Genomic DNA, 24,873 nt, shown 5'->3' on the forward strand with positions numbered 1-24,873 from the left:
CAGCAACGCAGCGATGCTAAAACTCCCCTCGAGGCGTGAGCGTGAATATGCAAGGGAAGTGAGAGAAAAAAGGTCGAAATATCCCTTAAAAAACAATGCCGGTCACCTTAAGTGACCGGCATTAGCCTTCTGGCGCGTTTTTTTATGCAGTTTTTTGGTGGATGACGCTATCGCTTATCCGCCATACAACTGCTTTTCGTAGGTCGGATAAGCCTGCGCCATCCGACATGACTACAAATTAGTCTGCACGACCCATAGAACGCTTTTCTGCGATATGGATGCGGATCTTCTCACCAGTCACCATATATTCAGGAACCTGAATGACCAGGCCAGTCGACATTGTTGCAGGCTTAGTACGGGAGCTTGCTGACGCGCCTTTAATGCCAGGTGCGGTTTCAACAATTTCCAGATCCACGGTTTGTGGCAGTTCAAGCGCCAGCAATTGGCCATCCCAGGTCAGAACCTGCATGTCCGGCATTCCACCTTCTGGAATGAATTGCAGCTCTTCTTCAATTTGGTCTTTGGTGAAGATATACGGGGTGTAATCTTCTTTATCCATGAACACGTATTCGTTGCCATCAATATAAGAGAAGTCAACGTAACGGCGGGTCAGAGTGATGGTGTCGACAATATCATCACCTTTGAAGCGCTCTTCAACTTTCTGGCCAGTACGGACATCAGAAAAACGCATTTTATAAAGCGTTGCTGCGCCACGGGCGCTAGGTGCCTGGATATCGATATCTTTAACAATCAGCAGCTTGCCGTTGTAGTTAAGTACCATACCCTTTTTGATTTCATTAGCTCTTGGCATCGGTGTTTCCTGTAAAAAATTGAGGAGCGAAAATATTGCGTCAAATTACTCGGGAGGCGTCTTTCAGGCAAGCGGATTTCATTGCAGATAGTGCATAAATCTACGTAGTAAAGCCGCACTGCTACTGCTAGAGTCCTGATCCTTGTCAGCCCACTGGAGTATTGTTGATGGACTGTCGTCCCGATTGCGGCGCGTGTTGTACCGCGCCTTCTGTATCAAGTCCTATTCCTGGCATGCCAGATGGCAAGCCCGCTGATACTCCATGTGTTCAGCTTGGCGCAGATATGCGCTGTAAAATCTTTCTTTCACCACTAAGACCAAAGGTTTGCGCAAACTTGCAACCGTCGCGGGAAATGTGCGGTACCACGCGCAAGCAGGCCATGGATTACCTGATCTATCTGGAAGCTGCGACTGCGCCCTAGATATCTTTAATTTTCACCATGCAATAAGCGGTGATGGCTATCATGCCCAGCGCGATATAAAACACCGTGTGGTAGTTCCAGATTTCTGCAACTACACCGGCCATCGAGCCTGCAATAATCCAACCGACACGCGTCGTATTGGTATATAGCGTGGTAGCCGCTCCTGCCTGTCCAGGCATTAAATCCTGAAAATACAACATCCCAATACCCGCCAGAATGCCGATGAAAATAGCGTTCAGCAGTTGTAGGCCCAGCAGCATGAATTCGTTATGTAACGTCAACATACCGATATAGAACAGCAGACCTGCGACTCCCGCAATACGCATTAGAAAACGCTTACCAAAACGTTTGGCGTAATAGCCTGCGATAAGCATGGTTGGGATCTCAAGCCCGGCTGCTGTCCCCATCATCACTCCTGCCAGCTTCTCCGGCAGATGTAATTCATTAATGATGTAAAGGGGCATATTAATAATGTAGAGACTGTTACAGCCCCACATCATGGTGCAGGCGACGAATAGCAGTAGGGCATCACGACGGTTACGGCGCGGAGCTTCAAGCGTGGTGGATTTAGTTACCACCTCTTTACGCATTGATGGCAGGAGCATCCGTACCATCACGCTGCAAACCACAAATGCGAAGGCCGCGCTCAGATACATGGTGGTAAAACCAAAACCTAAAGCCAGCGCGTAGGCGATAGGCGGGCCAATAACCCATGCAAGGGAGACCTGCGCACGCAAAATAGAGCTAAACATCACCGCTTCACGGCCCGTACGGTCAGCGTGTTCGCGCGCAAGGGCAAACATCTGCGGGTTGGCAGTGGAGCCAAAGCTGCTGAGGAAAACACCGACAAACAGCAACACAAAATAGTTACGGTTCCAGGCAAATAGCACGCAGGCTAATGCACCCAACAAGCAGCAAACAAAAATAAGCGATTTGCGATCGCCTTTCCTATCAGAACGCCCCGCAAGAAACTGGCTGACCAAAATACCGATGATGGCGCTACCGGTGAAAAAGAAACCCACCATCGCAGGACGAACATGGACTTCTTCCGTCAAAAACAGGCTCAGAGTTGGGGTTTGTAATGCCCCCGCAATTCCGGTTAAAAAAGCTACAATCAAAAAGGCTGAAGAAGTTAAGTCAAGGGGCTTGCGTGTTGCTGCTATGGGGGAGTTTTGCATGCTCTCAGTGTCGGCTGGTCAATGAACGCGCGGAGTTTACGCGCCTTGCCTGGAAATAAACAGTTGTTCAAATCAAAAGCGACACGAAAAGATAAAACGCTGTTCCTGGCTATGTTCAGCAAAAGCTGATGCTTATAAATTGTGTGCTGAACGTACCGTGATACTGCTCACTTTTTCGGCTTAGATGGGAGTGGAAATGTGCGTAACCTCTAAATTCTGGTAACGAAAATACAACATATCTTGCCTGAATCGCGGAGGATCTCCACACTACTTGAAACGTTTCAGCGTCGTCTTATTTAGTTTCAGGAGTGGGATGGCGCATTTTTTCTCATTGCAGCTGAATCGTTTCAATTCAGCAGGAGAGGAGAACCATGTTCCAGTTATCTGTGCAGGATATTCATCCGGGCGTTAGTGCCGGAAATAAAGAAGAAGCCATACGTCTGGTTGCCACTGCGCTCGCGCAGGCAGGGAATGTCAGTATTGGCTATGTAGAAGGCATGCTGGCTCGCGAGCTGCAAACCTCCACTTACTTAGGTAACGGTATTGCTATCCCACATGGCACTACTGATACCCGCGATTTGGTACTGAAAACCGGCGTTAAGGTGTTCCAATTTCCACAAGGAATAGAATGGGGCGAGGGCCAGAAAGCTTACGTTGTAATTGGCATTGCAGCTCGTTCTGACGAACACCTTGGTTTACTACGTCAGCTGACACATGTGCTCAGTGATGACGAAGTTGCTGAACAACTCAAAACCGCGACATCAGCAGAAGAGCTTCGCGCATTGCTGATGGGCGAAAAACAATCGGCATCTTTGCTGTTTGATAACTCATTATTAGCGCTAGATGTTACCGCCACCGACCTGATGACGCTTCAGGCATTAAATGCCGGGCGCATTAAACAGGCGGGTGCTGCCAACTCTGCTTTTGTAAGCCATGTAGTTTCCAGCAAACCACTCTATCTTGGGCAGGGTATCTGGCTTAACGACAGCACCGAAGGCAACCTCGCGAGTGCTGTGGCAATCAGCCGCCCAGCATCAGTTTTTGAAGCAGACGGCCAACCGGTATCGCTGTTGATGACGGTTGCAGTGGCCGACGACCAACCCTTACAAGTTCTCAATCGCCTGAGCGATATGTTGATAAACAACAATGCTGACCGTTTGCTGAACGCAGATGCACCTGGGTTGCTGACGCTGCTGACCACTGATGTCCCAGCTGAACAAAATAGCCTGAGTGCAGATTTCCAGATTCGCAATGAACATGGTCTACACGCCCGTCCTGGTACGGTGCTGGTGAATACCATTAAACAATTTAATAGCGAGATTACCGTGACAAACCTTGATGGAACCGGGAAGCCAGCCAATGGTCGCAGCCTGATGAAAGTCGTCGCTCTGGGCGTGAAAAAAGGCCACCACCTGCGCTTTACGGCCGTAGGTGAGGATGCTGAACTTGCGCTGAAAGCCATTGGTGAAGCGGTTGCTGCCGGTCTTGGTGAGGGGGCAGCATGAGTCGTCGTGTCGCAACAATTACGTTAAACCCGGCTTACGACCTGGTCGGTTACACCCCTGAAGTTGAACGTGGTGAAGTTAACCTCGTGCGCACTACGGGTCTGCATGCCGCCGGTAAAGGGATTAACGTTGCTAAAGTTCTTAAAGACCTTGGCATCGATGTCACGGTAGGTGGATTCCTGGGAAAAGATAACCAGGATGGTTTTCAGCAACTGTTCAGCGAGTTGGGTATTGCCAACCGTTTTCAGGTGGTGCAAGGCCGAACCCGCATCAACGTAAAACTGACTGAGAAAGATGGCGAAGTTACCGACTTTAATTTCTCAGGCTTTGATGTAACGCCTGCAGATTGGGAGCGTTTTGTTGCTGATTCCCTGAGCTGGCTTGGTCAGTTTGACATGGTGTGTGTTAGTGGCAGCTTGCCTGCGGGCGTTTCACCTGATGCTTTCACTGACTGGATGAAGCGTCTACGTAGCCAGTGCCCATGCATCATTTTCGACAGCAGCCGCGAAGCATTAGTCGCAGGTCTGAAAGCCGCACCGTGGTTGGTTAAACCAAACCGCCGCGAGCTGGAGATCTGGGCTGGTCGCAAATTGCCAGAAATGAAAGATGTGATTGAAGCAGCCCATGCGCTACGTGAGCAAGGAATTGCGCATGTGGTGATTTCTCTGGGTGCCGAAGGTGCACTTTGGGTTAACGCATCGGGTGAATGGATAGCGAAACCGCCAGTATGCGAAGTCGTCAGTACCGTTGGTGCGGGGGATTCCATGGTCGGCGGGCTTATCTACGGCCTGTTAATGCGTGAATCCAGCGAACATACCCTGCGTTTAGCGACGGCAGTGGCTGCGCTGGCTGTAAGTCAGAGCAATGTCGGAATTACAGATCGTACTCAACTGGCGGCTATGATGGCCCGTGTTGATCTGAAACCATTTAACTGACAGCAGGAGAGGAACTATGAAAACGCTGCTGATTATAGAACCAGGTCTTGGGCAAGCTCGTGCGTACCTCGCGAAAACATTGCTGGGTTCAGCCGCGCAAAAAGCGCGCTTGCAGATTATCGACAATCCAAACGATGCTGAAATGGCAATCGTTGTGGGAACCGCTATTCCTGCCGATAGCTCGCTGAATGGCAAAAAGGTATATCTGGGTGATATCGACCGTGCAGTTCAGCACCCGGAACTGTTTTTAGGTGAAGCGAAAGATAAAGCGAAACCTTATAGCGCTCCAGCGAGTGCTGCACCTGTCGAGCTGGCTAAAGGGCCAAAACGCATTGTTGCAGTAACTGCTTGCCCAACAGGCGTCGCGCATACCTTTATGGCTGCTGAAGCCATTGAAACCGAAGCGAAAAAACGTGGCTGGTGGGTAAAGGTTGAAACACGCGGCTCGGTTGGCGCAGGTAATGCAATTACCCCTGAAGAAGTAGCTGAGGCCGATTTGGTCATTGTTGCGGCCGATATCGAAGTTGACCTGGCAAAATTTGCTGGAAAACCGATGTATCGCACCTCAACAGGTCTGGCACTGAAGAAAACGGCACAAGAGCTTGATAAAGCTGTTGTTGAGGCTAAGCCTTTTACAGCGACAGGGCAGAGTGCAGCCAGCGCGAATGAAGGAAAAAAAGAGTCGGTAGGTGCTTATCGCCATCTGTTAACCGGTGTTTCCTTCATGCTACCGATGGTGGTCGCGGGCGGTCTATGTATCGCGCTGTCGTTCGCTTTTGGTATCGAAGCATTTAAAGAACCAGGTACATTGGCTGCGGCACTGATGCAAATCGGCGGTGGTTCAGCCTTTGCGTTGATGGTGCCGGTTCTGGCGGGTTACATTGCGTTTTCTATCGCTGACCGACCAGGTCTGACGCCGGGTCTTATCGGCGGTATGTTAGCCGTTAGCACCGGTTCTGGTTTTATCGGCGGGATTATTGCGGGCTTCCTCGCAGGCTACGTTGCTAAGATGATTAGCACCAAGCTGAAACTGCCACCAAGCATGGAAGCATTAAAACCAATCCTTATCATTCCACTGTTCTCAAGCCTGATTGTGGGTCTGGCGATGATTTATCTGATCGGTACGCCGGTTTCGAAAATCCTCGAAGGTCTGACTCACTGGCTGCAAACTATGGGCACTGCGAATGCGGTACTGTTGGGCGCAATCCTTGGCGGTATGATGTGTACTGATATGGGTGGGCCGGTTAACAAAGCGGCTTACGCATTTGGTGTCGGGTTACTCAGCACCCAAACTTACGCACCGATGGCCGCCATTATGGCAGCAGGTATGGTGCCACCATTGGCGATGGGTCTGGCAACATTTATTGCGCGTCGTAAATTCGACAAAGCTCAGCAAGAAGGCGGCAAAGCAGCGATGGTTCTTGGCCTGTGCTTTATCACCGAAGGGGCTATCCCGTTTGCTGCTCGCGACCCAATGCGTGTGCTGCCGTGCTGTATCGTTGGCGGCGCGGTAACTGGCGCAATCTCTATGGCAGTCGGTGCTAAATTGATGGCACCACATGGCGGCTTGTTTGTTCTGTTAATCCCAGGTGCGATTACCCCGGTTGTGGGTTACCTGATTGCGATAATTGCTGGAACATTGCTGGCGGGTCTGTCTTATGCCTTCCTGAAACGTCCGGAAGCAGAAGTTGTCGCAAAAGCTGCATAAGTAAATGTGTATATTTAGGGCAGAGATTTCTCTGCCCTTTTTACTTATTTAATGTAATAAACTAGTAAAGTTATTATCTGGGTCCATCTCTAGCGCCAGCGCCGTTAATCTCTTCTTATCTTTAATGCCATAGCCCATTTTTTGTTTTAACAGCAAACCATCTCGCGTAAATTGCGCAATCACAAATAACAAGTGACGATAACTGACCCCCATATATTCCGCAGCCTGCGTATGTTTTTCGTTATACAGATCACTATGCTGAGTCAGTAAAATAAATGCCGCCAGTCGGTTGACCAGTGGAAAAGATTGGTTTTGGGTAAGGGCGACAATATTTCGGTAATTCTTATGGCTGAGTTCTACACAAAGTTTGCGGAGGAAGGTCGCATCCTTTAATAATTGTGGCCGATATTGCTTCATCGGCAACGCCAGGCACCAGCACTCTTCAATGGCCTGGACGGCTCGCGGTTCGTGATCAACATCGACTAATTCAATTTCACCAATAAAACAGGGTGCGCCAAAAAAATCAATCAACGATACCCGCCCATTGGGTAATGTTGCATAGAGCTTGGCTCGTCCGCGAGCCAGATAGAACAGGTATCCTGGCTGATTTCCCTCCCGTACAATGTAGTCTCCGGCAGCAATATGAAGCAAACGGGTATCACGTGTGACATCAACTGAGAAGCTCTCTGTATAACCAGAATGGCTAATCAATTGCTGCCTGAGATCGTCATTTTGGATTTCTTTCATAATAGTTTTCCGGTATGAGATTTCTCATATTCAGCATACGTTTTCTGTCGTTATGATTCAATCATCGACCTGACCTAATCATCGTTGATAAGACGAAAATAACGTAACAGTGAACAGGGGAAATAAGATATGGAAAAGAGAAAGATTATTCTGGATTGCGATCCAGGTCATGATGATGCGATTGCTATAATGATGGCTGCGAAATACCCGACGATAGATTTACTTGGTATAACTATTGTCGCCGGGAACCAGACTCTGGATAAAACATTAGTTAACGGGTTGAATGTCTGCCAGCAACTTAATATTAATGTCCCCGTTTATGCCGGGATGCCGCAGCCAATTATGAGAAAGCAAATTGTAGCGGATAATATTCATGGAGAATCTGGTCTGGACGGCCCGGTATTTGCACCGCTAACCCGTAAAGCGGAAAGTACTCATGCAGTTAAATATATTATCGATACGCTGATGGCAAGCGACGGTGAAATTACGCTGGTTCCTGTCGGGCCGTTGACCAACATTGCAGTAGCAATGCGGATGCAGCCTGCAATCTTGCCAAAAATCCGTGAGATTGTGTTGATGGGCGGAGCATACGGCACGGGTAACTTTACGCCATCGGCAGAGTTCAATATTTTCGCAGACCCCGAAGCGGCTCGCGTCGTCTTCACCTCTGGCGTGCCGCTGGTAATGATGGGATTGGATTTGACTAACCAAACCGTCTGTACCGCTGATGTCATCGCCCGCATGGAAAAAGCAGGTGGCCCTGCCGGTCAGTTGTTCAGCGACATCATGAACTTTACTCTCAAAACGCAATACGAAAACTACGGTCTGGCGGGCGGGCCGGTGCATGATGCGACCTGCATCGGCTATCTCATTAATCCTCAGGGTATCAAAACACAAGATATGTATGTCGAAGTCGATGTGAACCGTGGTCCGTGTTATGGCCGCACAGTCTGCGATGAACTGAGTGTTCTTGGAAAACCAGCGAACGTTAAAGTGGGTATTAGCATCGATACCGACTGGTTCTGGGATTTAGTAGAAGAGTGTGTGCGCAAGTATATCTAATCCCACATCTACGCATGCGCGGCAAACCTGGAAAGCTGCGCATGCCTGCTCAAACTTGATGGGCAGTCAGCGGTCGCCCGTTACGAGTTCAGACCTGGCTTGGTGGAAATCATTATGGATGTAATGAGAAGTGTTCTGGGAATGGCGGTATTACTGGCGATTGCTTTTGTGCTGTCGGTAAATAAAAAGCGCATTAGTCTACGTACTGTAGGGGCCGCGCTGGTGTTACAAATCGCAATCGGTGGCGTCATGCTCTATTTCCCACCGGGAAAATGGCTGGCGGAACAAGCTGCGCTGGGGGTACATAAAGTGATGACCTACAGTGATGCTGGAAGCGCATTTATTTTTGGTTCATTGGTGGGGCCAAAAATGGATCAGGTATTTGATGGTGCTGGATTCGTATTTGCCTTTCGGGTGCTGCCAGCAATTATTTTTATTACGGCGTTAGTAAGCCTGCTTTATTACGTTGGCGTGATGGGAGTGTTGATTCGCATTCTTGGCGGTATATTCCAGAAAGCATTGAACATCAGCAAAATTGAATCCTTCGTTGCTGTCACGACTATTTTTCTTGGGCAGAATGAAATCCCCGCGATAGTAAAACCCTTTATTGATCGTCTTAATCGCAATGAACTGTTTACTGCAATTTGTAGTGGGATGGCCTCTATTGCAGGCTCAACGATGATTGGATACGCCGGATTAGGCGTGCCAATTGATTATCTGCTTGCAGCTTCACTGATGGCTATCCCCGGCGGGATTCTATTTGCGCGAATGTTAAGCCCGGCCACGGAAGAAACACAGGTTACCTTTGAGAATCTGTCATTCACCGAAACACCGTCAAAAAGTATTATTGAAGCGGCAGCAAGTGGGGCGATGACGGGACTGAAAATCGCAGCCGGTGTGGCGACTGTGGTGATGGCATTCGTCGCTATTATCGCGCTGATTAATGGCGTCATAGGCGGTGTTGGAGGTTGGTTTGGGTATGGCCACGCCACCCTTGAAGGAATCTTTGGTTATCTTCTTGCTCCACTGGCATGGTTAATGGGGGTGGACTGGAGTGACGCGACGCTGGCAGGAAGCCTGATTGGCCAAAAGCTGGCGATTAACGAATTTGTTGCGTACCTCCATTTCTCTCCGTATCTGCAAACCGGGAGCACATTGGATGTGAAAACCATCGCGATCATTTCCTTCGCGCTGTGCGGATTTGCAAACTTCGGTTCTATCGGCGTGGTGGTCGGTGCGTTTTCAGCCGTTGCGCCGCAACGTGCGTCAGAAATCGCTCAACTGGGAATCAGGGCACTGGCTGCGGCTACACTCTCTAACTTGATGAGTGCCACTATCGCAGGTTTCTTTATTGGTCTTGCCTGATATCAATGCGCGCCAGTGATCGCTGGCGCGCTTTCAGGATTTATGATGTGTGCCGTTACAGCATGCTGAGGCTGTTGATTGTTACGCCACGGCCTTTTCAGTTTGTTGAGCTTTCAACCAGGCTATCTCTTCAGCCCAGATATCCGGGTTCGTCGTCTCCAGAATTAGCGGAATCCCATCGAAACGGTTATCACGCATGATCCAGGCAAACGGCGTGTGGCCAATATTGCCTTCACCCAGACTGTTATGGCGGTCGACACGGCTCCCAAAAGCACTTTTCGCGTCGTTAAGGTGCATGCCACATAAATACTCGAACCCAACAATTCTCTCGAATTCAGCGAAGGTATTTTCGCAGTCTTCTTCGGTGCGCAGGTCATAACCCGCTGCAAAGGCGTGGCAGGTATCAATACACACGCCGACTCGGGATTTGTCTTCTACACCATCAATAATTGCGGCCAAATGCTCGAAACGAAAACCGAGATTGCTGCCCTGGCCCGCTGTATTTTCAATCACCGCAGTCACGCCTTCGGTTTTATCCAGCGCGATGTTTATCGACTGAGCAATGCGTGCAAGGCACTCTTCTTCAGGGATTTGCATCAGGTGGCTGCCTGGGTGGAAGTTCAGCAGCGTCAAACCCAACTGCATGCAGCGTTCCATCTCATCAATAAAGGCTTCGCGAGATTTTTCCAGCGCTTCTTCAACCGGATGGCCAAGGTTAATGAGATAGCTGTCGTGAGGGAGGATTTGTCCCGGCCCGTAATGATACTTTTCACAGGCTCGTTTGAAATTGCTGATAACTTCGTCAGTGAGCGGAGCTGCACGCCACTGGCGTTGGTTTTTGGTGAACAGGGCAAAAGCAGTGGCTTCGAGTTCGTGCGCGCGAATTGCGGCATTTTCCAGACCACCTGCAGCACTGACATGTGCGCCAATAAACTTCATCATTCTTACTCCTGTCAAAACCCGCTATCGGGAAACGGACAATGATAGCGGGTTAGACAGGAATTTTCCGTACCTCTTTATGCCATCAGGTGATGGATACCAAGGTTAATTGCGCCACCGCCAACGATCAGCCAGATAAATAGCACCAGAGCCATCAGCAGCGGGCGTACACCGGCTTTTTTCAGCGCGCTAAAGTGAGTGGTTAAACCCAGAGCCGCCATCGCCATTGCTAGCAAGAAAGTATCCAGTGTTATCAACGCATTGACCGCCCAGGCTGGCAGTAAGTGCAGTGAGTTAAACATCGCAACCACAATAAACAGCACCGCAAACCATGGAATGGTGATTTTGCTTTTCTGCGCCTGGCCTGCCGGAGCCAGTTGTTTGACGCGAGCTGCCAGGAAAATCAGGAATGGAGCCAGCATCATTACGCGCAGCATTTTTGCGATTACTGCCGCATTTTCAGTTTCAGGGCTGATTGCGTGTCCCGCAGCCACTACTTGTGCAACTTCATGCATGGTTGAACCGGTGTAGATACCAAAGGCTTCCGGTGTGAACCATTGTGTGACATATGGATAAATCATTGGGTAAATGAAGATCGCAAGCGTACCGAAAATCACCACTGTTGCGACCGCTACGGTTACTTTGCTGGCCTCTGCTTTCACAACCGGCTCGGTTGCCAGAATCGCCGCAGCACCGCAAATACTGCTACCGGCACCAATTAACCAACTGGTTTGTTTATCCAGGCCAAACACTTTCTGACCCAGCCAGCAGGCGAGGGCGAAGGTGCTGCTTAATGTCAGAACATCAATGATGACGCCGCTGGCGCCGACATCCGCAATCTGCGAAAAAGTCAGTCGAAAACCATATAAAATGATCCCAAGACGCAGCAGGTGTTGCTTGGCAAACAGTACACCGCCATCACAGTGTTGCCAGATTTTCGGGTAAAGCGTGTTGCCAATCACCATCCCGCATAGAATCGCAAGCGTTAATGCACCGAGTCCGAGACCTGCCACGGAGGGAATATTCCCCAACCAAAGCGCCAGTGCAGTAATTGCACCTGCAAGCAGCAGTCCTGGCAGGAAATGCCACAATGTATGTCGATGAGTGGGAATTGATAACGTAGCCATAACCTTCTCCTTTGTGTAGCCGTCATACTTCAAGCCGTAGATGCGTTTGCTGCACGCGCTCACCCGAATCACTTACCGGCGTAAGCTCATCGGGGTTATCGCGCTTGCCGGCTTCCTACAACTCGAATTACTTTGGCTTTATTGACAAAAGAGTAAGTCCTGGTGGCTTAAAAATAAAATTGATTATATATTTATAATCAATCTGAATAAGTGTTAAGGCGTATCCACTATGCATATCACATTGCGGCAACTTGAAGTCTTCGCTGAAGTCCTCAAAAGCGGCTCTACTACTCAGGCTTCGCAAATGCTGGCGTTGTCTCAGTCTGCGGTCAGTGCAGCGCTGTCCGATCTCGAAGGGCAGTTAGGCGTGCAATTGTTCGATAGGGTAGGCAAACGCCTGGTTGTCAATGAACATGGCCGTTTGCTGTATCCGCGCGTGGTGGGTTTGCTCGAGCAGGCAATAGAAGTCGAACAACTGTTTAAAGAGGATAACGGTGCCATTCGCGTTTATGCCAGCAGCACTATAGGCAATTATATTCTGCCGGAAATGATTGCTCATTATCGCCGCGATTTTCCAAATCTCCCGCTGGAGATGAGTGTTGGCAATAGTCAGGATGTGATTAACGCGGTTGCCGACTTCCGGGTTGATATTGGTCTGATTGAAGGGCCGAGCCATATGACCGAATTGGTGACCGAGCCCTGGTTGGAAGATGAGCTCGTCGTATTTGCGCCACCTGACGCACCTTTATTGCAGCAGCCGGTCACTCTGGAAACTCTTGCACAGCAGTCGTGGATCCTGCGTGAAAAAGGTTCTGGCACACGTGAAATTGTCGACTACTTGCTGCTTTCTCATTTGCCGCAATTTCATCTCGGTATGGAATTGGGAAATTCGGAAGCAATTAAACATGCGGTGCGCCATGGTCTTGGCATCAGTTGCCTGTCGCGTAGGGTGATTGCGGAACAACTGGAAACAGGATCTTTGGTGGAAGTGCCAGTACCGTTACCGCGTTTGGTGCGCACTTTGTACCGGATTCACCATCGTCAGAAACATATTTCTAATGCATTACAGCGGTTTCTTCGGTACTGCAACGTGTAAGGCGTAACCCATTAATTGCGGCGATAGTGAATTAAAGAAGCAGATATGCTTAAAATCAATTCAAAAATTATGGTTTTGCGTATTCTTCAGTCCGATTTATAAAGTTTTTATATGTATCCCCTTGTAAGCAAATGCCAGAGACTATTTTGAATGGATATGAAAAACATCGCATTGGCCAGCTACACTGACAATCTGAATTTTTACCGACTTTGTGCAAATATCGCGGCGGCTTTAACCATTATAATTGGCGTTATCTATCTAATAGTACAAATCTATTCATTTCATGGCATCGCCCTGGAATGGGTGATGATCGCCGCGTCCTTTGGTACTACAGTCTTGTTGATCGGCAGGTACTTTTTCCCCAGGGTTTGTGCAGTATTGTTACTGGCAAAGTTTCACTTCTCTAACGCGTATCTGGCATTGTGCGGAGTTGAGGTGAACCCATGGTTTACGCTAATTAGCTCCACGTTCTTTGTCATGGGATGCGTTGAGTCAATTCAGTCGGCACGCGTTAAAAATGGGTTGAATTCCTTCTGGTTAGCTGCACCTCAAGTGCGTCCAACTTTATGCATTGTTTTGACTGGTACATTTTTGGCGATGATATCGAGTGGTTTTTTATATCGCTTATTTCACTAATAAATGAAAATCATGGCTTATTAGTTAATTGAGTGTTGTGTTTTTGCGGTGGGAATGCATTTGCGGCGGGTAAAATCAATATACCTTTTTTAAACGAACATGATTCAACCATTATTTAATGGTAAGTAAATACAGTGAGTTAAAAAATAAACCCAATCATCTTTTATGTTGCTCTCTCTATTGATGCGCTGTTTATAAATTGCCTCTTAGTATGGCATTTTTAAATCCAGAGTTTCTAAAATGAGCAATCTATTGATTACCGGAGCCACAGGTTTTCTGGGTGGTGCTGTATTAGCTCGAGCGCTTTCTGATTCTTCAATTAGCTCATACTTGTTATTAGTAAGGGCGAACTCACCTAAAGAAGGTGTTGAGAGGATAAGAAATAACCTTGCTAAGTTTGGGTGCAGTGCAGCCTTACTTAATAAAATTAATGAAGAAAATATCTTGCTCGGTGATTTAGCGGCTTCAGAAGATTTTTTGGATGATGCCAGGCTCTCTTTTGTAACTCACGTGATCAACTGCGCTGCTGTTGCTTCATTTGGTGATAATGCGCTTATCTGGAAAGTGAACGTAGAGGGTACGCTTAAATTCGTCAAACGGATGGCTGATGTATTGGGTTTGGTCCGCTTTGTTCATGTGGGAACCGCGATGTCATGTGTGCCGGACGCGGGGACGCTGGTAACTGAAAGCATGACGCGCAAGCCTGAAGAGGAGCATTTGGTTCAATATACGTGGTCTAAATCCACCATTGAGCAATTGATGGTAGAACATTGCCCGCAACTGCCTTTAGTTATTGCTCGCCCTTCAATTGTGGTAGGGCACAGTGAAGAGGGTTGCCGTCCATCCAGCAGCATTTTCTGGGTATTCCGCATGGTGCTGATGCTTGGGAAGTTCATGTGTTCAATGGAAGATAAAATCGATGTTATTCCTGTGGATTACTGCGCAGAGGCGCTTTTGTTATTAACAAAACGCTCAAAGCTAACCGAAAAGGTTTATCACATATCAGCGGGTGACACAGGTAGTACTCAGTTTGTCGATATAGATAAAGCGATGGCGGCGGCACTCAATCAAAAACCTATCTATTCTACATACCAGCAAGTGGATTACAGTGAACTGGTAAAGGAACGCAGGGGTTTCAAAACAATTTACGGCCCGTGTAATGAAAGGTTGATGCTCAGAGCCATGCGTTTATATGGCGAGTTTTCGATGCTGAATGTGCGTTTCTCAAATAAGAAACTGCTGGATTTAGGTATGTCACCGCCGCCGCGTTTTGTCGATTACATCAGCCGCTGCGTTGAAACGACACGTGATGTCACTATCCCCGAATTAATGAAGGTCGATTTTAAATAGCAGTAACTGCTATTACCTGCAGGGGAAGGGACTCCCGCATCTCATTCAAATGTCGAAAAAAACCTCTCACCGACTCCCTGTCATAAGTGCGTTACTTATAATCCGCCGCCGATTATGAAGCTCTCTTATAACAGCGTATTTCTACTATAAGTCTCACTCTGGTTTGCTACAATCTCGCCTCATTTTTTGGACGGACCACAATTTTCTATGGTTTCTCAAGATAAAACAACACAAGCGCCTGGCTTACGCCGTGAGTTAAAAGCGCGCCACTTAACGATGATCGCCATCGGCGGTTCCATCGGTACTGGGCTATTTGTTGCCTCTGGTGCAACCATTTCTCAAGCGGGCCCTGGCGGCGCGTTGCTCTCCTACATGCTGATTGGTCTGATGGTGTACTTCCTGATGACAAGCCTGGGTGAACTTGCGGCTTATATGCCGGTTTCGGGCTCTTTTGCTACTTACGGGCAACAATACGTTGAAGAAGGCTTCGGTTTCGCACTGGGCTGGAACTACTGGTACAACTGGGCGGTAACTATCGCCGTTGACCTGGTCGCATCACAACTGGTGATGAACTACTGGTTCCCTGATACCCCTGGCTGGATCTGGAGTGCACTGTTCCTCGGCATCATGTTCTTGCTGAACTACATCTCCGTTAAAGGCTTTGGTGAAGCAGAATACTGGTTCTCACTGATTAAAGTGACCACGGTTATCATCTTTATCATTGTCGGCGTAATGATGATCCTGGGTATCTTTAAAGGCGCACAACCTGCGGGCTGGAGCAACTGGGCAATTGGTGATGCACCGTTTGCTGGTGGGTTCTCCGCGATGATTGGTGTCGCGATGATAGTCGGATTCTCATTCCAGGGTACCGAGTTGATTGGTGTTGCTGCGGGCGAATCTGAAGACCCAGGCAAGAACATTCCACGCGCTGTGCGTCAGGTGTTCTGGCGTATCCTGCTGTTCTATGTGTTCGCGATTCTGATTATCAGCCTGATCATTCCTTATACCGATCCGAGCCTGCTGCGTAACGATGTTAAAGATATCGGCGTTAGCCCGTTCACACTGGTATTCGAGCATGCTGGCCTGCTGTCTGCAGCAGCGGTAATGAACGCCGTTATTCTGACTGCGGTACTGTCTGCAGGTAACTCAGGGATGTATGCGTCAACGCGTATGCTGTACACCCTGGCTTGCGACGGTAAAGCACCACGTATTTTCTCTAAGCTCTCCCGTGGCGGTGTGCCACGTAACGCGCTGTACGCAACCACTGTTGTAGCGGGTCTGTGCTTCCTGACTTCTATGTTCGGTAACCAGACAGTTTACCTGTGGCTTTTGAACACATCAGGCATGACCGGCTTTATCGCCTGGTTGGGTATTGCGATTAGCCACTACCGTTTCCGTCGTGGTTATGTGAAGCAAGGGCTTGATCTTAAAGATTTGCCATATGTTTCTGGCTTCTTCCCGCTGGGGCCAATCTTTGCCTTCGTACTGTGCTTGATTATTACTCTTGGCCAGAACTACGAAGCGTTCCTTGCCGATAAAATCGATTGGGCAGGCGTAACGGCTACCTATATTGGTATCCCGCTGTTCCTGGCAATCTGGTGGGGCTATAAGATTACGAGAGGTACTCGTTTCGTGAAATATAGCGAAATGACCTTCCCGGAAACCTTTAAAAAGTAACTCTGAAGGGCGCGATTATCGCGCCCTTTTTTATCCCCTCTCACATTATCCCTCCGCATTATCCCCTTTCGATACATTACAAACTTTAACAATTTGATTGATAACCATTCTCGTTTAATTTATGGTGTCGCCACGCTTTACCTCGGCTGGATGTCGGTGAGTACAGCGCGCAGTTGTTTGCCAAAGTAGCCAGCAACGCATTAAGGAATGTGAGCGCAATCCATCGTTTAGTTTGCCATTCACCTCATGGAGAAAGGAATGTTAAGGTTGAATCCCATCGTCCGGGGAGGACTTTGTGCGTCGATAATCAGTGCTGCGTTTCCGGTTTTTGCCGAAGAACGTGAAGACACTATGGTTGTTACTGCTTCTGCTACCGAGCAAAATCTCAAAGATGCCCCTGCCAGTATTAGCGTTATCACTCAAGAAGATCTGAAAAAGAAACCGATCCAGAACCTGAAAGATGTGTTGCAGGAAGTTCCTGGTGTGCAGCTCACCAACGAAGGGGATAACCGCCAGGGCGTCAGTATTCGAGGCCTGAGTAGCAGCTACACGCTGATTCTGGTGGATGGCAAGCGGGTGAACTCGCGCAATGCGGTATTCCGCCACAATGATTTTGACCTTAACTGGATTCCGGTTGATGCCATCGAGCGTATCGAAGTGGTGCGCGGGCCTATGTCTTCGCTCTACGGTTCGGATGCGTTGGGTGGTGTGGTGAACATTATTACGCGCAAAGTTGGCAAAGCCTGGCATGGCACCGTGACGGCGGATACCACCATTCAGGAAAAACGCGATCGCGGTGATTCCTATAACAGCAATTTCTTTGCCAGTGGCCCAATTATCGACGACCTGCTTGGGGTGAAAGTTTACGGCAACCTCGGCAAGCGTGAGAAAGATAAACAAGAGACTTCCAGCACCAGCGCAACAGGTGAAACGCCGCGTATTGAAGGTTTTACCACCCGTAGCGGCAGCGCTGAATTTGCCCTGACACCAACCGAAAATCAGGATATGAGCTTTGGTTATGGTTTTGACCGCCAGGACCGTGATTCGGACTCGCTGAATAAAAACCGCATGGAGCGCCAGGATTACTCCATTTCTCACAATGGACGTTGGGATTACGGCAATACCGAACTGCGTTTTTATGGCGATAAGATTGATAACCTCAATCCAGGCAATAGCTCGCCAATCACCTCGCGCAATAACAGCCTGGACGGCAAACTGGTTCTGCCATTGGGTGAAATTAACCAGTTACTGACCTTCGGTGGGGAATGGCGACACGATAAGCTGTCAGACCCGGTAAACCTCACTGGCGGCAACAGTTCCGAAACGTCTGCCAGCCAGTACGCACTGTTCTTAGAAGATGAGTGGCGGATTTTTGAACCGCTGGCGCTGACTACCGGCGTGCGTATGGACGACCACGAAACCTACGGCGACCACTGGAGCCCACGCGCATACCTCGTATACAGCGCGACAGATACCATCACCATGAAAGGTGGCTGGGCGACGGCATTTAAAGCGCCATCGTTACTGCAACTTAGCCCGGACTGGACCAGCAACTCTTGTCGCGGCTCTTGTAAGATTGTCGGCAGCCCAGATCTGAAACCTGAAACCAGCGAAAGCTTCGAGTTAGGTTTGTACTACGCGGGTGATGAAGGTTTGCTGGACGGGGTTTCAGGCAGCATCACTACCTTCCAGAACAACCTCGACGATATGATTGATATCAATCGTACTTCGAGCATCAGCCAGGCACCGTCATATCCAAACTTTGTTGGTTTTGACAGCGCGGGCCGCCCTATCTTCAAATACTACAACGTCAACAAAGCGCGTATTCGTGGTGTTGAAACTGAGTTGAAAGTGCCGTTCAGCGAGCAGTGGAAACTCACTCTGAACTACACCTATAACGATGGCCGAGATTTGAGCGGTGGCGGCAACAAACCATTAGCCTCACTACCATTCCATACCGCGAACGGTACGGTGGATTGGGCGCCATTGGATGATTGGTCATTCTATGTATCTGCAAACTATACCGGTGAGCAACGTGCCACAACCGATGGCTCGCCAACGCCTGGCGGTTATGTAGTGTGGAACACGGGAGCGGCATGGAAAGCGACAAAAGCTATCAAACTTCGTGCGGGTGTCATGAACCTGGGTGATAAAGATCTGAGTCGTGACGATTACAGTTACAACGAAGATGGCCGTCGTTACTTTATGGCGGTGGATTACACGTTCTGATTTGAGCTTTTGCCCTCACCCTAACCCCCTTGTCAGGGTGAGATCTATAAGATGAGATGTTTTTCCGTTCACCCGAACGTCTGGTTATCTCTGCAACCGTTGTTAACGGTGAACGAGCCAAGGAGAGAACGCCCTCTCCTTGGCAATCCTGGCGCCCGGCCATTAAATTGCCGCTACGCGGTAAACCCCAGCTTATCCCCAACGTTCAGGGTCGTTCGCGACTCGCTCCCGGCGATCGCTCTCTTTCGCTGCTCCCGGCAGCTCAACCCTGACTTATGGGGAACACTGGGGCAATTTATACCGGGAACAAGGTCAAAACCGGTTCGGCTTTTGACCTTAGCTTTTGACGTTGACCTTTGAGTCCGGCATAAATCGCCTCCGTTTTGACTGTAAGGCCGGGTCGAGCCGTCGGGAACGGCGAGAGGTTGTGATCGCCGGGAGCGAGTCACAACCGACCCTGGGGCTGAAAGGAAAAATGGAGGTTTACTGCGAAGCAGCGATTTAAACGCCGGGAGCCGGGATTATCAAGGGTGCTGCGGTAGCACCCTTGATACGTTCACTGGTTCGGTGAGTACAGATATCACTGAACCTTTAGTGAACGGAATCTTCTCCGTATAGGCAGGAACCTCCCCTCAAAGTTGTGTATAAGAAACATCCCCGGGGTGAGGGCAATGAATTACGCCAAATGCTCCGCGTGGAACCGCAAATGGTCCTCGATAAACGAAGCAATAAAGTAATAGCTATGATCGTAACCAGGCTGTACTCGCAGCGTTAGCGGCCAGTTTTTCTGCCGTGCTACTTCAGCAAATTGTGCCGGTTGCAGTTGATCTGCAAGGAACTGATCCGCATCACCTTGATCGATAAGCACAGGAATGGCATTGGAACTATCAGCCTGCATCAACAAGCAGCAGCTATCCCATTCGCGCCATTTCTCTTCGTTTGCACCTAAATAAGCATTAAAGGCTTTTTGGCCCCACGGCACGCGCGTTGGGTTCACGATCGGCGCAAAGGCCGAAACGGAGCAATATCGACCAGGGTTTTTCAATGCGATGCTTAGCGCACCGTGGCCACCCATAGAGTGCCCGAAAATAGAGGCTTTTTCACTGATGCTGAAGTTATCAGCAATCAACGCTGGCAGCTCATCATTAATGTAGTCATACATGCGGAAATGGTCGGCCCACGGCTGTTCGGTAGCGTTCAGATAGAAGCTTGCACCCTGACCAAGATCGTAGCTTTCATTATTCGGCACATTTTCACCGCGTGGGCTGGTATCAGGCATTACCAACACAATTCCCAGCTCAGAAGCGACTCGTTGCGCGCCCGCTTTGGTGGTGAAGTTTTCGTCATTGCAGGTCAAACCCGACAGCCAATACAGAACCGGTGGAGGTGTGGTGCGCGGAGTTGGCAGAAAAATACTGAACGTCATCGGGCATTTCAATACTGCAGAATCATGGCGCCAGCGCTGTTGCCAGCCTTCAAAACAACGGTGTTCTTCTAGTAGTTCCATCCAGAGGCCCTTAATTTTACCCTTCATACTTCAAGCCGCATTTTTGTTGGCTTTCCTCGCTCACCCGAGTCACTGACTTATGTCAGCTCCAGGGGATTCACTGCGTCGCCGCCTCAATGCAACTCGAATTATTTTGGGTATATATTCAATGTGATTGAGGAATATTCACTTCTCCCCAGTCTAGCCATGCGGCATCATACTGGCAACGAAATCGTAACATTTGGGGTGGTAGTGGCGGCACGTATCGCGTTGACTGGGTTTCTGGTGTTGGTGGTTGCAATGGGCATTGGCCGATTTGCATTCACACCACAAGTCCCATTAATGATAACTGAAGGGCAACTTACCTTAACCAGTGCGGGTTTGGTAGCAGCGATTAACTACCTCGGTTATCTGGCTGGCGCATGGGATGCCATGCGAGCCCATCGGCGAGTAGAGTTGCGTTTGCATGCTGGTGTCTGGGGAGCGGTCATACTGACGCTGCTTTCTGCTACCGTGGATTCAGCTCTGTGGCATGCGTTGATTCGTTTTCTGATTGGTTGTGCCAGCGGCTGGGCGATGGTGTTGATCGCGGCCTGGAGCAATGAGCAACTGGCGCATTTAGGTAAACCGGGATTAAGTGCGGCGGTGTTCGCAGGCCCTGGCGCAGGAATATTTATCAGTGGTTTGATGGCGGTGGCAATCCACAGTTATGGATTATCAGCAAGCCATGCCTGGCTGGTTTATGGTGCTTTGGCCCTGCTGTTTATTGCGTTAATTGCCCGAAACCTGCCACGCAAAGGGGAGTTGCATCGCCCGGAAACGGCACCAGAGCCGCTTGTGTTAACGCCACTACTCAAACGTCTGGTGTGGAGCTATAGCCTGGCAGGATTTGGTTATATTCTGCCCGCGACGTTTTTATCGCAAATGGCCAGCGCACGTTTCCCCGGTAGCGCGTTCGCGCAGTTTGTCTGGCCGATTTTCGGCGGGGCGGCGGTGTGCGGAATTTTGCTCGGCATTGCCGCGCGGCATTTGTTACAAAGCCATCAACGCCTGGCGCTGGTTCTCTGGTTGCAAGCACTTGGGGTATTCGCCTCAGATATGATTCCCGGTATGTTCGGTCTGGTTTTAGGTTCGCTGCTGGTGGGCGGAGGCTTCTTATGTGCGGTGCAATTATCGTTGCAATATGGGCGCGAACTGGCGCCAAAGCATACCCGTTACATGGCAGGATTACTCACTACCGGTTATGCCATGGGGCAGTTAGTGGGGCCGATGCTTTCGGCAGTATCGACTACACTCACCGGGCAGCTTGAGCCTGCTTTATACGTAGCCGGCCTGGCATTATTGATTGGCGGCGGCCTCGTCTGGCGTAAAGAGTAAAGGTATTGACGATTTCAATAATTATCGTTCGCACTACTGGATTATGCGACCGCGCTCACGCACAATGAGCACACACTTTGCCCCATGTAGGGCCGAGGTCAGTCACACCTGCAGGAGAAAACAACATGCCATCACTAAGTCCAGAAGCCGCATTGGTTCATGAAGCATTGCTTGCACGCGGCCTGGAAACGCCACTACGCCCACAATTGCGTGAGCTCGATAACGAAACCCGCAAACGCGAGATTGCCGGGCATATGACGGAAATCATGCAGTTGCTGAATCTTGATCTCAGCGACGATAGCTTGATGGAAACCCCGCATCGCATCGCTAAAATGTATGTCGATGAGATTTTCTCCGGCCTTGATTATGCCAACTTCCCGAAAATCACCGTCATTGAGAATAAGATGAAGGTTGATGAGATGGTGACGGTGCGCAACATTACGCTCACCAGCACCTGTGAACACCATTTCGTGACTATCGATGGTAAAGCGACAGTCTCTTATCTGCCGAAAGATACCGTGATTGGCCTGTCAAAAATTAACCGGATTGTGCAATTCTTTGCGCAGCGCCCGCAGGTTCAGGAACGCTTAACCCAGCAAATCCTGATTGCACTGCAAACCTTGCTTGGCACCAACAATGTGGCGGTATCTATTGATGCAGTCCATTATTGTGTTAAAGCGCGTGGCGTGCAGGATGCGACTAGTGCGACGACAACCACATCTTTGGGGGGATTGTTTAAATCCAGCCAGAATACACGCCAGGAATTCCTGCGCGCAGTGCGTCATAACTAACATTAATTAGGTAGGGTGTATGAGTAGAAACGTTACGCTGGATTTTGTCCGTGGCGTCGCTATTCTCGGCATCCTGCTGCTTAATATCGTGGCCTTCGGTTTGCCGAAGGCTGCGTACCTCAATCCAGCCTGGTCCGGTTCTGCTACAGCTCATGATGCCTGGATATGGGCAATTTTAGATCTCTTTGCTCAGGTAAAATTCCTCACCTTATTTGCTCTGTTATTTGGCGCGGGCTTGCAGATGTTGTTACATCGCGGCAAACGCTGGATTCAGTCACGTCTGACGTTATTAGTTCTGCTCGGTTTTATGCACGCTATTTTCCTTTGGGATGGCGATATTTTGCTGGCCTACGGTTTAGTAGGGTTGGTGTGCTGGCGTCTGATTCGTGATGCACCGGGTAATCGCTCATTGTTTAATACGGGCGTTATCTTATATCTCACCGGTATTGGCGTGCTGTTATTGCTGGGTTTTATTTCCGGCGATGCACCGAACCGCTCATGGATCCCCGATGCCGCAAATTTGCAGTACGAGCAGTGGTGGAAGCTTAACGGCGGGACGGACGCCATTAGCAATCGCATCGATTTGCTCTCATCAAACCTTGTAGCTTTGGGTGCGCAATACGGTTGGCAACTGGCGGGGATGATGCTGATTGGCGCGTCATTAATGCGCAGTGGCTGGTTGCGAGGGGAGTTTAGTCTGCATCATTATCGCCGCATTGGCGTGTGGCTGATTGTGGTTGGGTTGCTAATTAATATTCCTGCCATTTATGCCCAGTGGCACCTTGGCTGGATGTATCGCTGGTGTGCTTTCTTGCTGCAAGCGCCGCGTGAACTGAGTGCCCCGTTTCAAACTATTGGCTATGCAGCACTCGCATTTGGCTACTGGCCGCAGTTGTCGCGCTTGCGCCTGGTGAATGCGATAGCGCATGTCGGGCGAATGGCATTGTCGAACTATTTACTACAGACAGTGATTTGCACCACCTTCTTCTTCCGCATGGGCTGGTTCATGAAGTTTGACCGCCTGAGCCTGTTGGCAATTGTGCCTTTTGTATGGGTAATCAATATCTTATTCTCTATGCTCTGGCTGCATTACTTCCGTCAGGGGCCTGTTGAGTGGCTCTGGAGACAACTAACCGCACGTGCTGCGGGGGTATCACTGAAGCATCCGGCAAGATAATGATATACATCACAAACGTTAACGATATGTATGTAACCGTTTTCATTGATGTGATCATCCTCACGTAGTCATTCCCAAGTCGCTGCCAGAATAGCCACCTTGCCATATACAGGGTGCATTCATGAGACTAATTCTTCCTTCGCCAGGTGATAAATATGATCACCATTCGTGACGTTGCCCGAATCGCCGGCGTCTCCGTGGCGACGGTATCCCGTGTACTCAATAACAGTGCGCTGGTCAGCGCTGATACCCGTGAAAGTGTGATGCAGGCGGTGGCGCAATTGGGCTATCGCCCGAATGCGAACGCCCAGGCTCTGGCAACGCAGGTCAGCGATACAATCGGTGTAGTGGTGATGGATGTGTCCGATCCATTTTTTGGCGCACTGGTCAAAGCGGTGGATGTCGTGGCGCAGGAGCACAACAAATATGTGCTCATTGGCAACAGCTACCATCAGGAAGAAAAAGAGCGTCATGCCATTGAGGTATTGATTCGCCAACGCTGTAACGCATTGATTGTTCATGCTAAAGCACTTTGTGATAAAGAGCTGGCAGAGTTCCTCGATCACATTCCAGGCATGGTGCTGGTTAACCGCATAGTGCCGGGGTACGAGCATCGATGTGTCGGGCTTGATAATGTCAGTGGCGCTTTGATGGCGACAAGAATGCTGTTTAATCAAGGTCATCAGCGCATCGGATATCTGGCATCGAGCCATGCCATTGAAGACAATGCGCAGCGGCGCGAAGGATGGCTGCGTGGCATGAGTGAGCAGGGGATTGTACCGCCCGAAAGCTGGGTGGGCGTGGGATCACCCGATATGCAGGGTGGTGAAGCGGCAATGGTCGAGTTGTTAGGCCGCAATCTGCAACTCAGTGCGGTATTTGCCTATAACGACAGCATGGCAGCAGGTGCGTTAACTGCGTTGAAAGATAATGGCATTGTCGTGCCACATCATGTCTCAGTGATTGGTTTTGATGATATTCCGATCGCGCGTTACACCGATCCACAACTCACAACGGTACGTTACCCCATTGTTTCAATGGCACGCCTGGCGACCGAACTGGCGTTACAAGGGGCAGCAGGAACGCTCGATAATGGTGCAACACACTGTTTTATGCCGACTTTAGTTCGTCGCCATTCTGTTGCTCCACGGCAAATTGCGGCACCGATCACTCTCTGAAAAAAGTCTTTTATGTAACCGGTTTCAATTTGTGAGTAAATTCACAGTTAATTAACAATGCGATGACTATGATGTCA

General features: G+C 49.5%; 21 protein-coding genes. 15 read left to right on the forward strand and 6 right to left on the reverse strand.

All coding sequences use genetic code 11. The features are described from left to right. Positions 1–238: 238 nt before the first annotated feature. The gene (yeiP, locus tag LVQ76_RS21395; protein WP_034497033.1) at positions 239–811 is read right to left on the reverse strand and encodes an elongation factor P-like protein YeiP; all 573 of its coding nucleotides are present in this window, start codon (positions 809–811) and stop codon (positions 239–241) included. Positions 812–978: 167 nt separating this feature from the next. On the opposite strand from yeiP, the gene LVQ76_RS21400 reads away from it, so the two are divergent. After that, positions 979–1,233, forward strand: a complete 255-nt coding sequence (locus LVQ76_RS21400; protein WP_074391982.1) for a YkgJ family cysteine cluster protein — start codon at positions 979–981, stop codon at positions 1,231–1,233. Here LVQ76_RS21400 and setB read toward each other — a convergent pair. Next, on the reverse strand, positions 1,230–2,411 hold the full coding sequence (gene setB / locus LVQ76_RS21405) for a sugar efflux transporter SetB (protein ID WP_232904373.1): 1,182 nt from the start codon (positions 2,409–2,411) through the stop codon (positions 1,230–1,232). The two genes, LVQ76_RS21400 and setB, sit on opposite strands and share 4 nt — an antisense overlap. 371 nt (positions 2,412–2,782) lie before the next feature. On the opposite strand from setB, the gene fruB reads away from it, so the two are divergent. From fruB to fruA, 3 genes are read left to right on the forward strand one after another with little or no spacing between them, the layout of a single operon-like run. Beyond that, positions 2,783–3,916 (forward strand): fused PTS fructose transporter subunit IIA/HPr protein, encoded by a 1,134-nt coding sequence (gene fruB, locus LVQ76_RS21410; RefSeq protein WP_232866960.1) that lies wholly within the window; start codon positions 2,783–2,785, stop codon positions 3,914–3,916. Beyond that, on the forward strand, positions 3,913–4,851 hold the full coding sequence (gene fruK / locus LVQ76_RS21415; protein WP_064554903.1) for a 1-phosphofructokinase: 939 nt from the start codon (positions 3,913–3,915) through the stop codon (positions 4,849–4,851). The genes fruB and fruK overlap by 4 nt, the downstream gene beginning before the upstream one ends. Before the next feature lie 16 nt (positions 4,852–4,867). Continuing rightward, positions 4,868–6,559, forward strand: a complete 1,692-nt coding sequence (fruA, locus tag LVQ76_RS21420; protein ID WP_232922434.1) for a PTS fructose transporter subunit IIBC — start codon at positions 4,868–4,870, stop codon at positions 6,557–6,559. A 48-nt stretch (positions 6,560–6,607) separates the two neighbouring features. On the opposite strand, the gene LVQ76_RS21425 is transcribed toward fruA, so the two are convergent. Then, the gene (locus LVQ76_RS21425; RefSeq protein WP_232922435.1) at positions 6,608–7,306 is read right to left on the reverse strand and encodes a transcriptional regulator YeiL; all 699 of its coding nucleotides are present in this window, start codon (positions 7,304–7,306) and stop codon (positions 6,608–6,610) included. Between the two features lie 129 nt (positions 7,307–7,435). On the opposite strand from LVQ76_RS21425, the gene rihB reads away from it, so the two are divergent. Both rihB and LVQ76_RS21435 read left to right on the forward strand, forming a co-directional pair. Further along, on the forward strand, positions 7,436–8,368 hold the full coding sequence (gene rihB / locus LVQ76_RS21430; RefSeq protein WP_232866969.1) for a ribosylpyrimidine nucleosidase: 933 nt from the start codon (positions 7,436–7,438) through the stop codon (positions 8,366–8,368). A gap of 114 nt (positions 8,369–8,482) precedes the next feature. Then, positions 8,483–9,733, forward strand: coding sequence for a NupC/NupG family nucleoside CNT transporter (locus LVQ76_RS21435; protein WP_232904370.1), 1,251 nt, complete (start codon positions 8,483–8,485; stop codon positions 9,731–9,733). An 81-nt stretch (positions 9,734–9,814) separates the two neighbouring features. Here LVQ76_RS21435 and nfo read toward each other — a convergent pair whose 3' ends face one another. Then, positions 9,815–10,672, reverse strand: coding sequence for a deoxyribonuclease IV (gene nfo / locus LVQ76_RS21440; RefSeq protein ID WP_064512821.1), 858 nt, complete (start codon positions 10,670–10,672; stop codon positions 9,815–9,817). 77 nt (positions 10,673–10,749) lie between these two features. Continuing rightward, positions 10,750–11,799: a YeiH family protein gene (locus tag LVQ76_RS21445; RefSeq protein WP_232904369.1), complete on the reverse strand. Its 1,050-nt coding sequence runs from the start codon at positions 11,797–11,799 to the stop codon at positions 10,750–10,752. A 229-nt stretch (positions 11,800–12,028) separates the two neighbouring features. Between LVQ76_RS21445 and yieE the strand changes: the two genes are divergently transcribed. The 5 genes from yieE (at position 12,029) to cirA (ending at position 18,787) form a co-directional block, all read left to right on the forward strand. Then, the gene (gene yieE, locus LVQ76_RS21450) at positions 12,029–12,895 is read left to right on the forward strand and encodes a DNA-binding transcriptional regulator YeiE (protein ID WP_232866977.1); all 867 of its coding nucleotides are present in this window, start codon (positions 12,029–12,031) and stop codon (positions 12,893–12,895) included. 150 nt (positions 12,896–13,045) lie between these two features. Further along, entirely contained in the window at positions 13,046–13,531 is a 486-nt protein-coding gene (locus LVQ76_RS21455; protein WP_232866980.1) for a hypothetical protein, read from the forward strand. A 240-nt stretch (positions 13,532–13,771) separates the two neighbouring features. Then, positions 13,772–14,881, forward strand: a complete 1,110-nt coding sequence (locus tag LVQ76_RS21460) for an SDR family oxidoreductase (RefSeq protein ID WP_232866983.1) — start codon at positions 13,772–13,774, stop codon at positions 14,879–14,881. Positions 14,882–15,088: 207 nt separating this feature from the next. After that, positions 15,089–16,558 carry an amino acid permease gene (locus LVQ76_RS21465; protein ID WP_232866985.1) on the forward strand — a complete coding sequence of 490 codons (1,470 nt, stop codon included), beginning with the start codon at positions 15,089–15,091 and terminating at the stop codon, positions 16,556–16,558. Between the two features lie 258 nt (positions 16,559–16,816). Next, complete coding sequence (cirA, locus tag LVQ76_RS21470) at positions 16,817–18,787, forward strand: catecholate siderophore receptor CirA (RefSeq protein WP_232866988.1); 1,971 nt, start codon at positions 16,817–16,819, stop codon at positions 18,785–18,787. Positions 18,788–19,463: 676 nt separating this feature from the next. Here the strand turns inward: cirA and fghA are convergent. Beyond that, the gene (gene fghA / locus LVQ76_RS21475) at positions 19,464–20,294 is read right to left on the reverse strand and encodes an S-formylglutathione hydrolase (RefSeq protein WP_232866991.1); all 831 of its coding nucleotides are present in this window, start codon (positions 20,292–20,294) and stop codon (positions 19,464–19,466) included. 231 nt (positions 20,295–20,525) lie between these two features. Between fghA and LVQ76_RS21480 the strand changes: the two genes are divergently transcribed. From LVQ76_RS21480 to galS, 4 genes are all read left to right on the forward strand, one after another. Continuing rightward, a complete protein-coding gene (locus tag LVQ76_RS21480) occupies positions 20,526–21,650 on the forward strand; it encodes a YbfB/YjiJ family MFS transporter (protein WP_232922438.1) in 1,125 nt (374 codons plus the stop codon). A 125-nt stretch (positions 21,651–21,775) separates the two neighbouring features. Further along, a complete protein-coding gene (folE, locus tag LVQ76_RS21485; protein WP_232904367.1) occupies positions 21,776–22,441 on the forward strand; it encodes a GTP cyclohydrolase I FolE in 666 nt (221 codons plus the stop codon). A gap of 19 nt (positions 22,442–22,460) precedes the next feature. Continuing rightward, on the forward strand, positions 22,461–23,618 hold the full coding sequence (yeiB, locus tag LVQ76_RS21490; protein WP_232922436.1) for a DUF418 domain-containing protein YeiB: 1,158 nt from the start codon (positions 22,461–22,463) through the stop codon (positions 23,616–23,618). Positions 23,619–23,773: 155 nt separating this feature from the next. Continuing rightward, complete coding sequence (gene galS, locus LVQ76_RS21495; RefSeq protein ID WP_064512461.1) at positions 23,774–24,796, forward strand: HTH-type transcriptional regulator GalS; 1,023 nt, start codon at positions 23,774–23,776, stop codon at positions 24,794–24,796. Positions 24,797–24,873 lie beyond the last annotated feature (77 nt).

It is taken from the genome of Buttiauxella cochleicola (assembly GCF_021283185.1).
GTDB lineage: Bacteria > Pseudomonadota > Gammaproteobacteria > Enterobacterales > Enterobacteriaceae > Buttiauxella > Buttiauxella massiliensis.

Coding starts and splice junctions, on each gene's coding strand:
- yeiP (WP_034497033.1), bottom strand. CDS start 811: ATGCCAAGAGCTAATGAAATCAAAAAGGGTATGGTACTTAACTACAAC.
- LVQ76_RS21400 (WP_074391982.1), top strand. CDS start 979: ATGGACTGTCGTCCCGATTGCGGCGCGTGTTGTACCGCGCCTTCTGTA.
- setB (WP_232904373.1), bottom strand. CDS start 2,411: ATGCAAAACTCCCCCATAGCAGCAACACGCAAGCCCCTTGACTTAACT.
- fruB (WP_232866960.1), top strand. CDS start 2,783: ATGTTCCAGTTATCTGTGCAGGATATTCATCCGGGCGTTAGTGCCGGA.
- fruK (WP_064554903.1), top strand. CDS start 3,913: ATGAGTCGTCGTGTCGCAACAATTACGTTAAACCCGGCTTACGACCTG.
- fruA (WP_232922434.1), top strand. CDS start 4,868: ATGAAAACGCTGCTGATTATAGAACCAGGTCTTGGGCAAGCTCGTGCG.
- LVQ76_RS21425 (WP_232922435.1), bottom strand. CDS start 7,306: ATGAAAGAAATCCAAAATGACGATCTCAGGCAGCAATTGATTAGCCAT.
- rihB (WP_232866969.1), top strand. CDS start 7,436: ATGGAAAAGAGAAAGATTATTCTGGATTGCGATCCAGGTCATGATGAT.
- LVQ76_RS21435 (WP_232904370.1), top strand. CDS start 8,483: ATGGATGTAATGAGAAGTGTTCTGGGAATGGCGGTATTACTGGCGATT.
- nfo (WP_064512821.1), bottom strand. CDS start 10,672: ATGAAGTTTATTGGCGCACATGTCAGTGCTGCAGGTGGTCTGGAAAAT.
- LVQ76_RS21445 (WP_232904369.1), bottom strand. CDS start 11,799: ATGGCTACGTTATCAATTCCCACTCATCGACATACATTGTGGCATTTC.
- yieE (WP_232866977.1), top strand. CDS start 12,029: ATGCATATCACATTGCGGCAACTTGAAGTCTTCGCTGAAGTCCTCAAA.
- LVQ76_RS21455 (WP_232866980.1), top strand. CDS start 13,046: ATGGATATGAAAAACATCGCATTGGCCAGCTACACTGACAATCTGAAT.
- LVQ76_RS21460 (WP_232866983.1), top strand. CDS start 13,772: ATGAGCAATCTATTGATTACCGGAGCCACAGGTTTTCTGGGTGGTGCT.
- LVQ76_RS21465 (WP_232866985.1), top strand. CDS start 15,089: ATGGTTTCTCAAGATAAAACAACACAAGCGCCTGGCTTACGCCGTGAG.
- cirA (WP_232866988.1), top strand. CDS start 16,817: ATGTTAAGGTTGAATCCCATCGTCCGGGGAGGACTTTGTGCGTCGATA.
- fghA (WP_232866991.1), bottom strand. CDS start 20,294: ATGGAACTACTAGAAGAACACCGTTGTTTTGAAGGCTGGCAACAGCGC.
- folE (WP_232904367.1), top strand. CDS start 21,776: ATGCCATCACTAAGTCCAGAAGCCGCATTGGTTCATGAAGCATTGCTT.
- yeiB (WP_232922436.1), top strand. CDS start 22,461: ATGAGTAGAAACGTTACGCTGGATTTTGTCCGTGGCGTCGCTATTCTC.
- galS (WP_064512461.1), top strand. CDS start 23,774: ATGATCACCATTCGTGACGTTGCCCGAATCGCCGGCGTCTCCGTGGCG.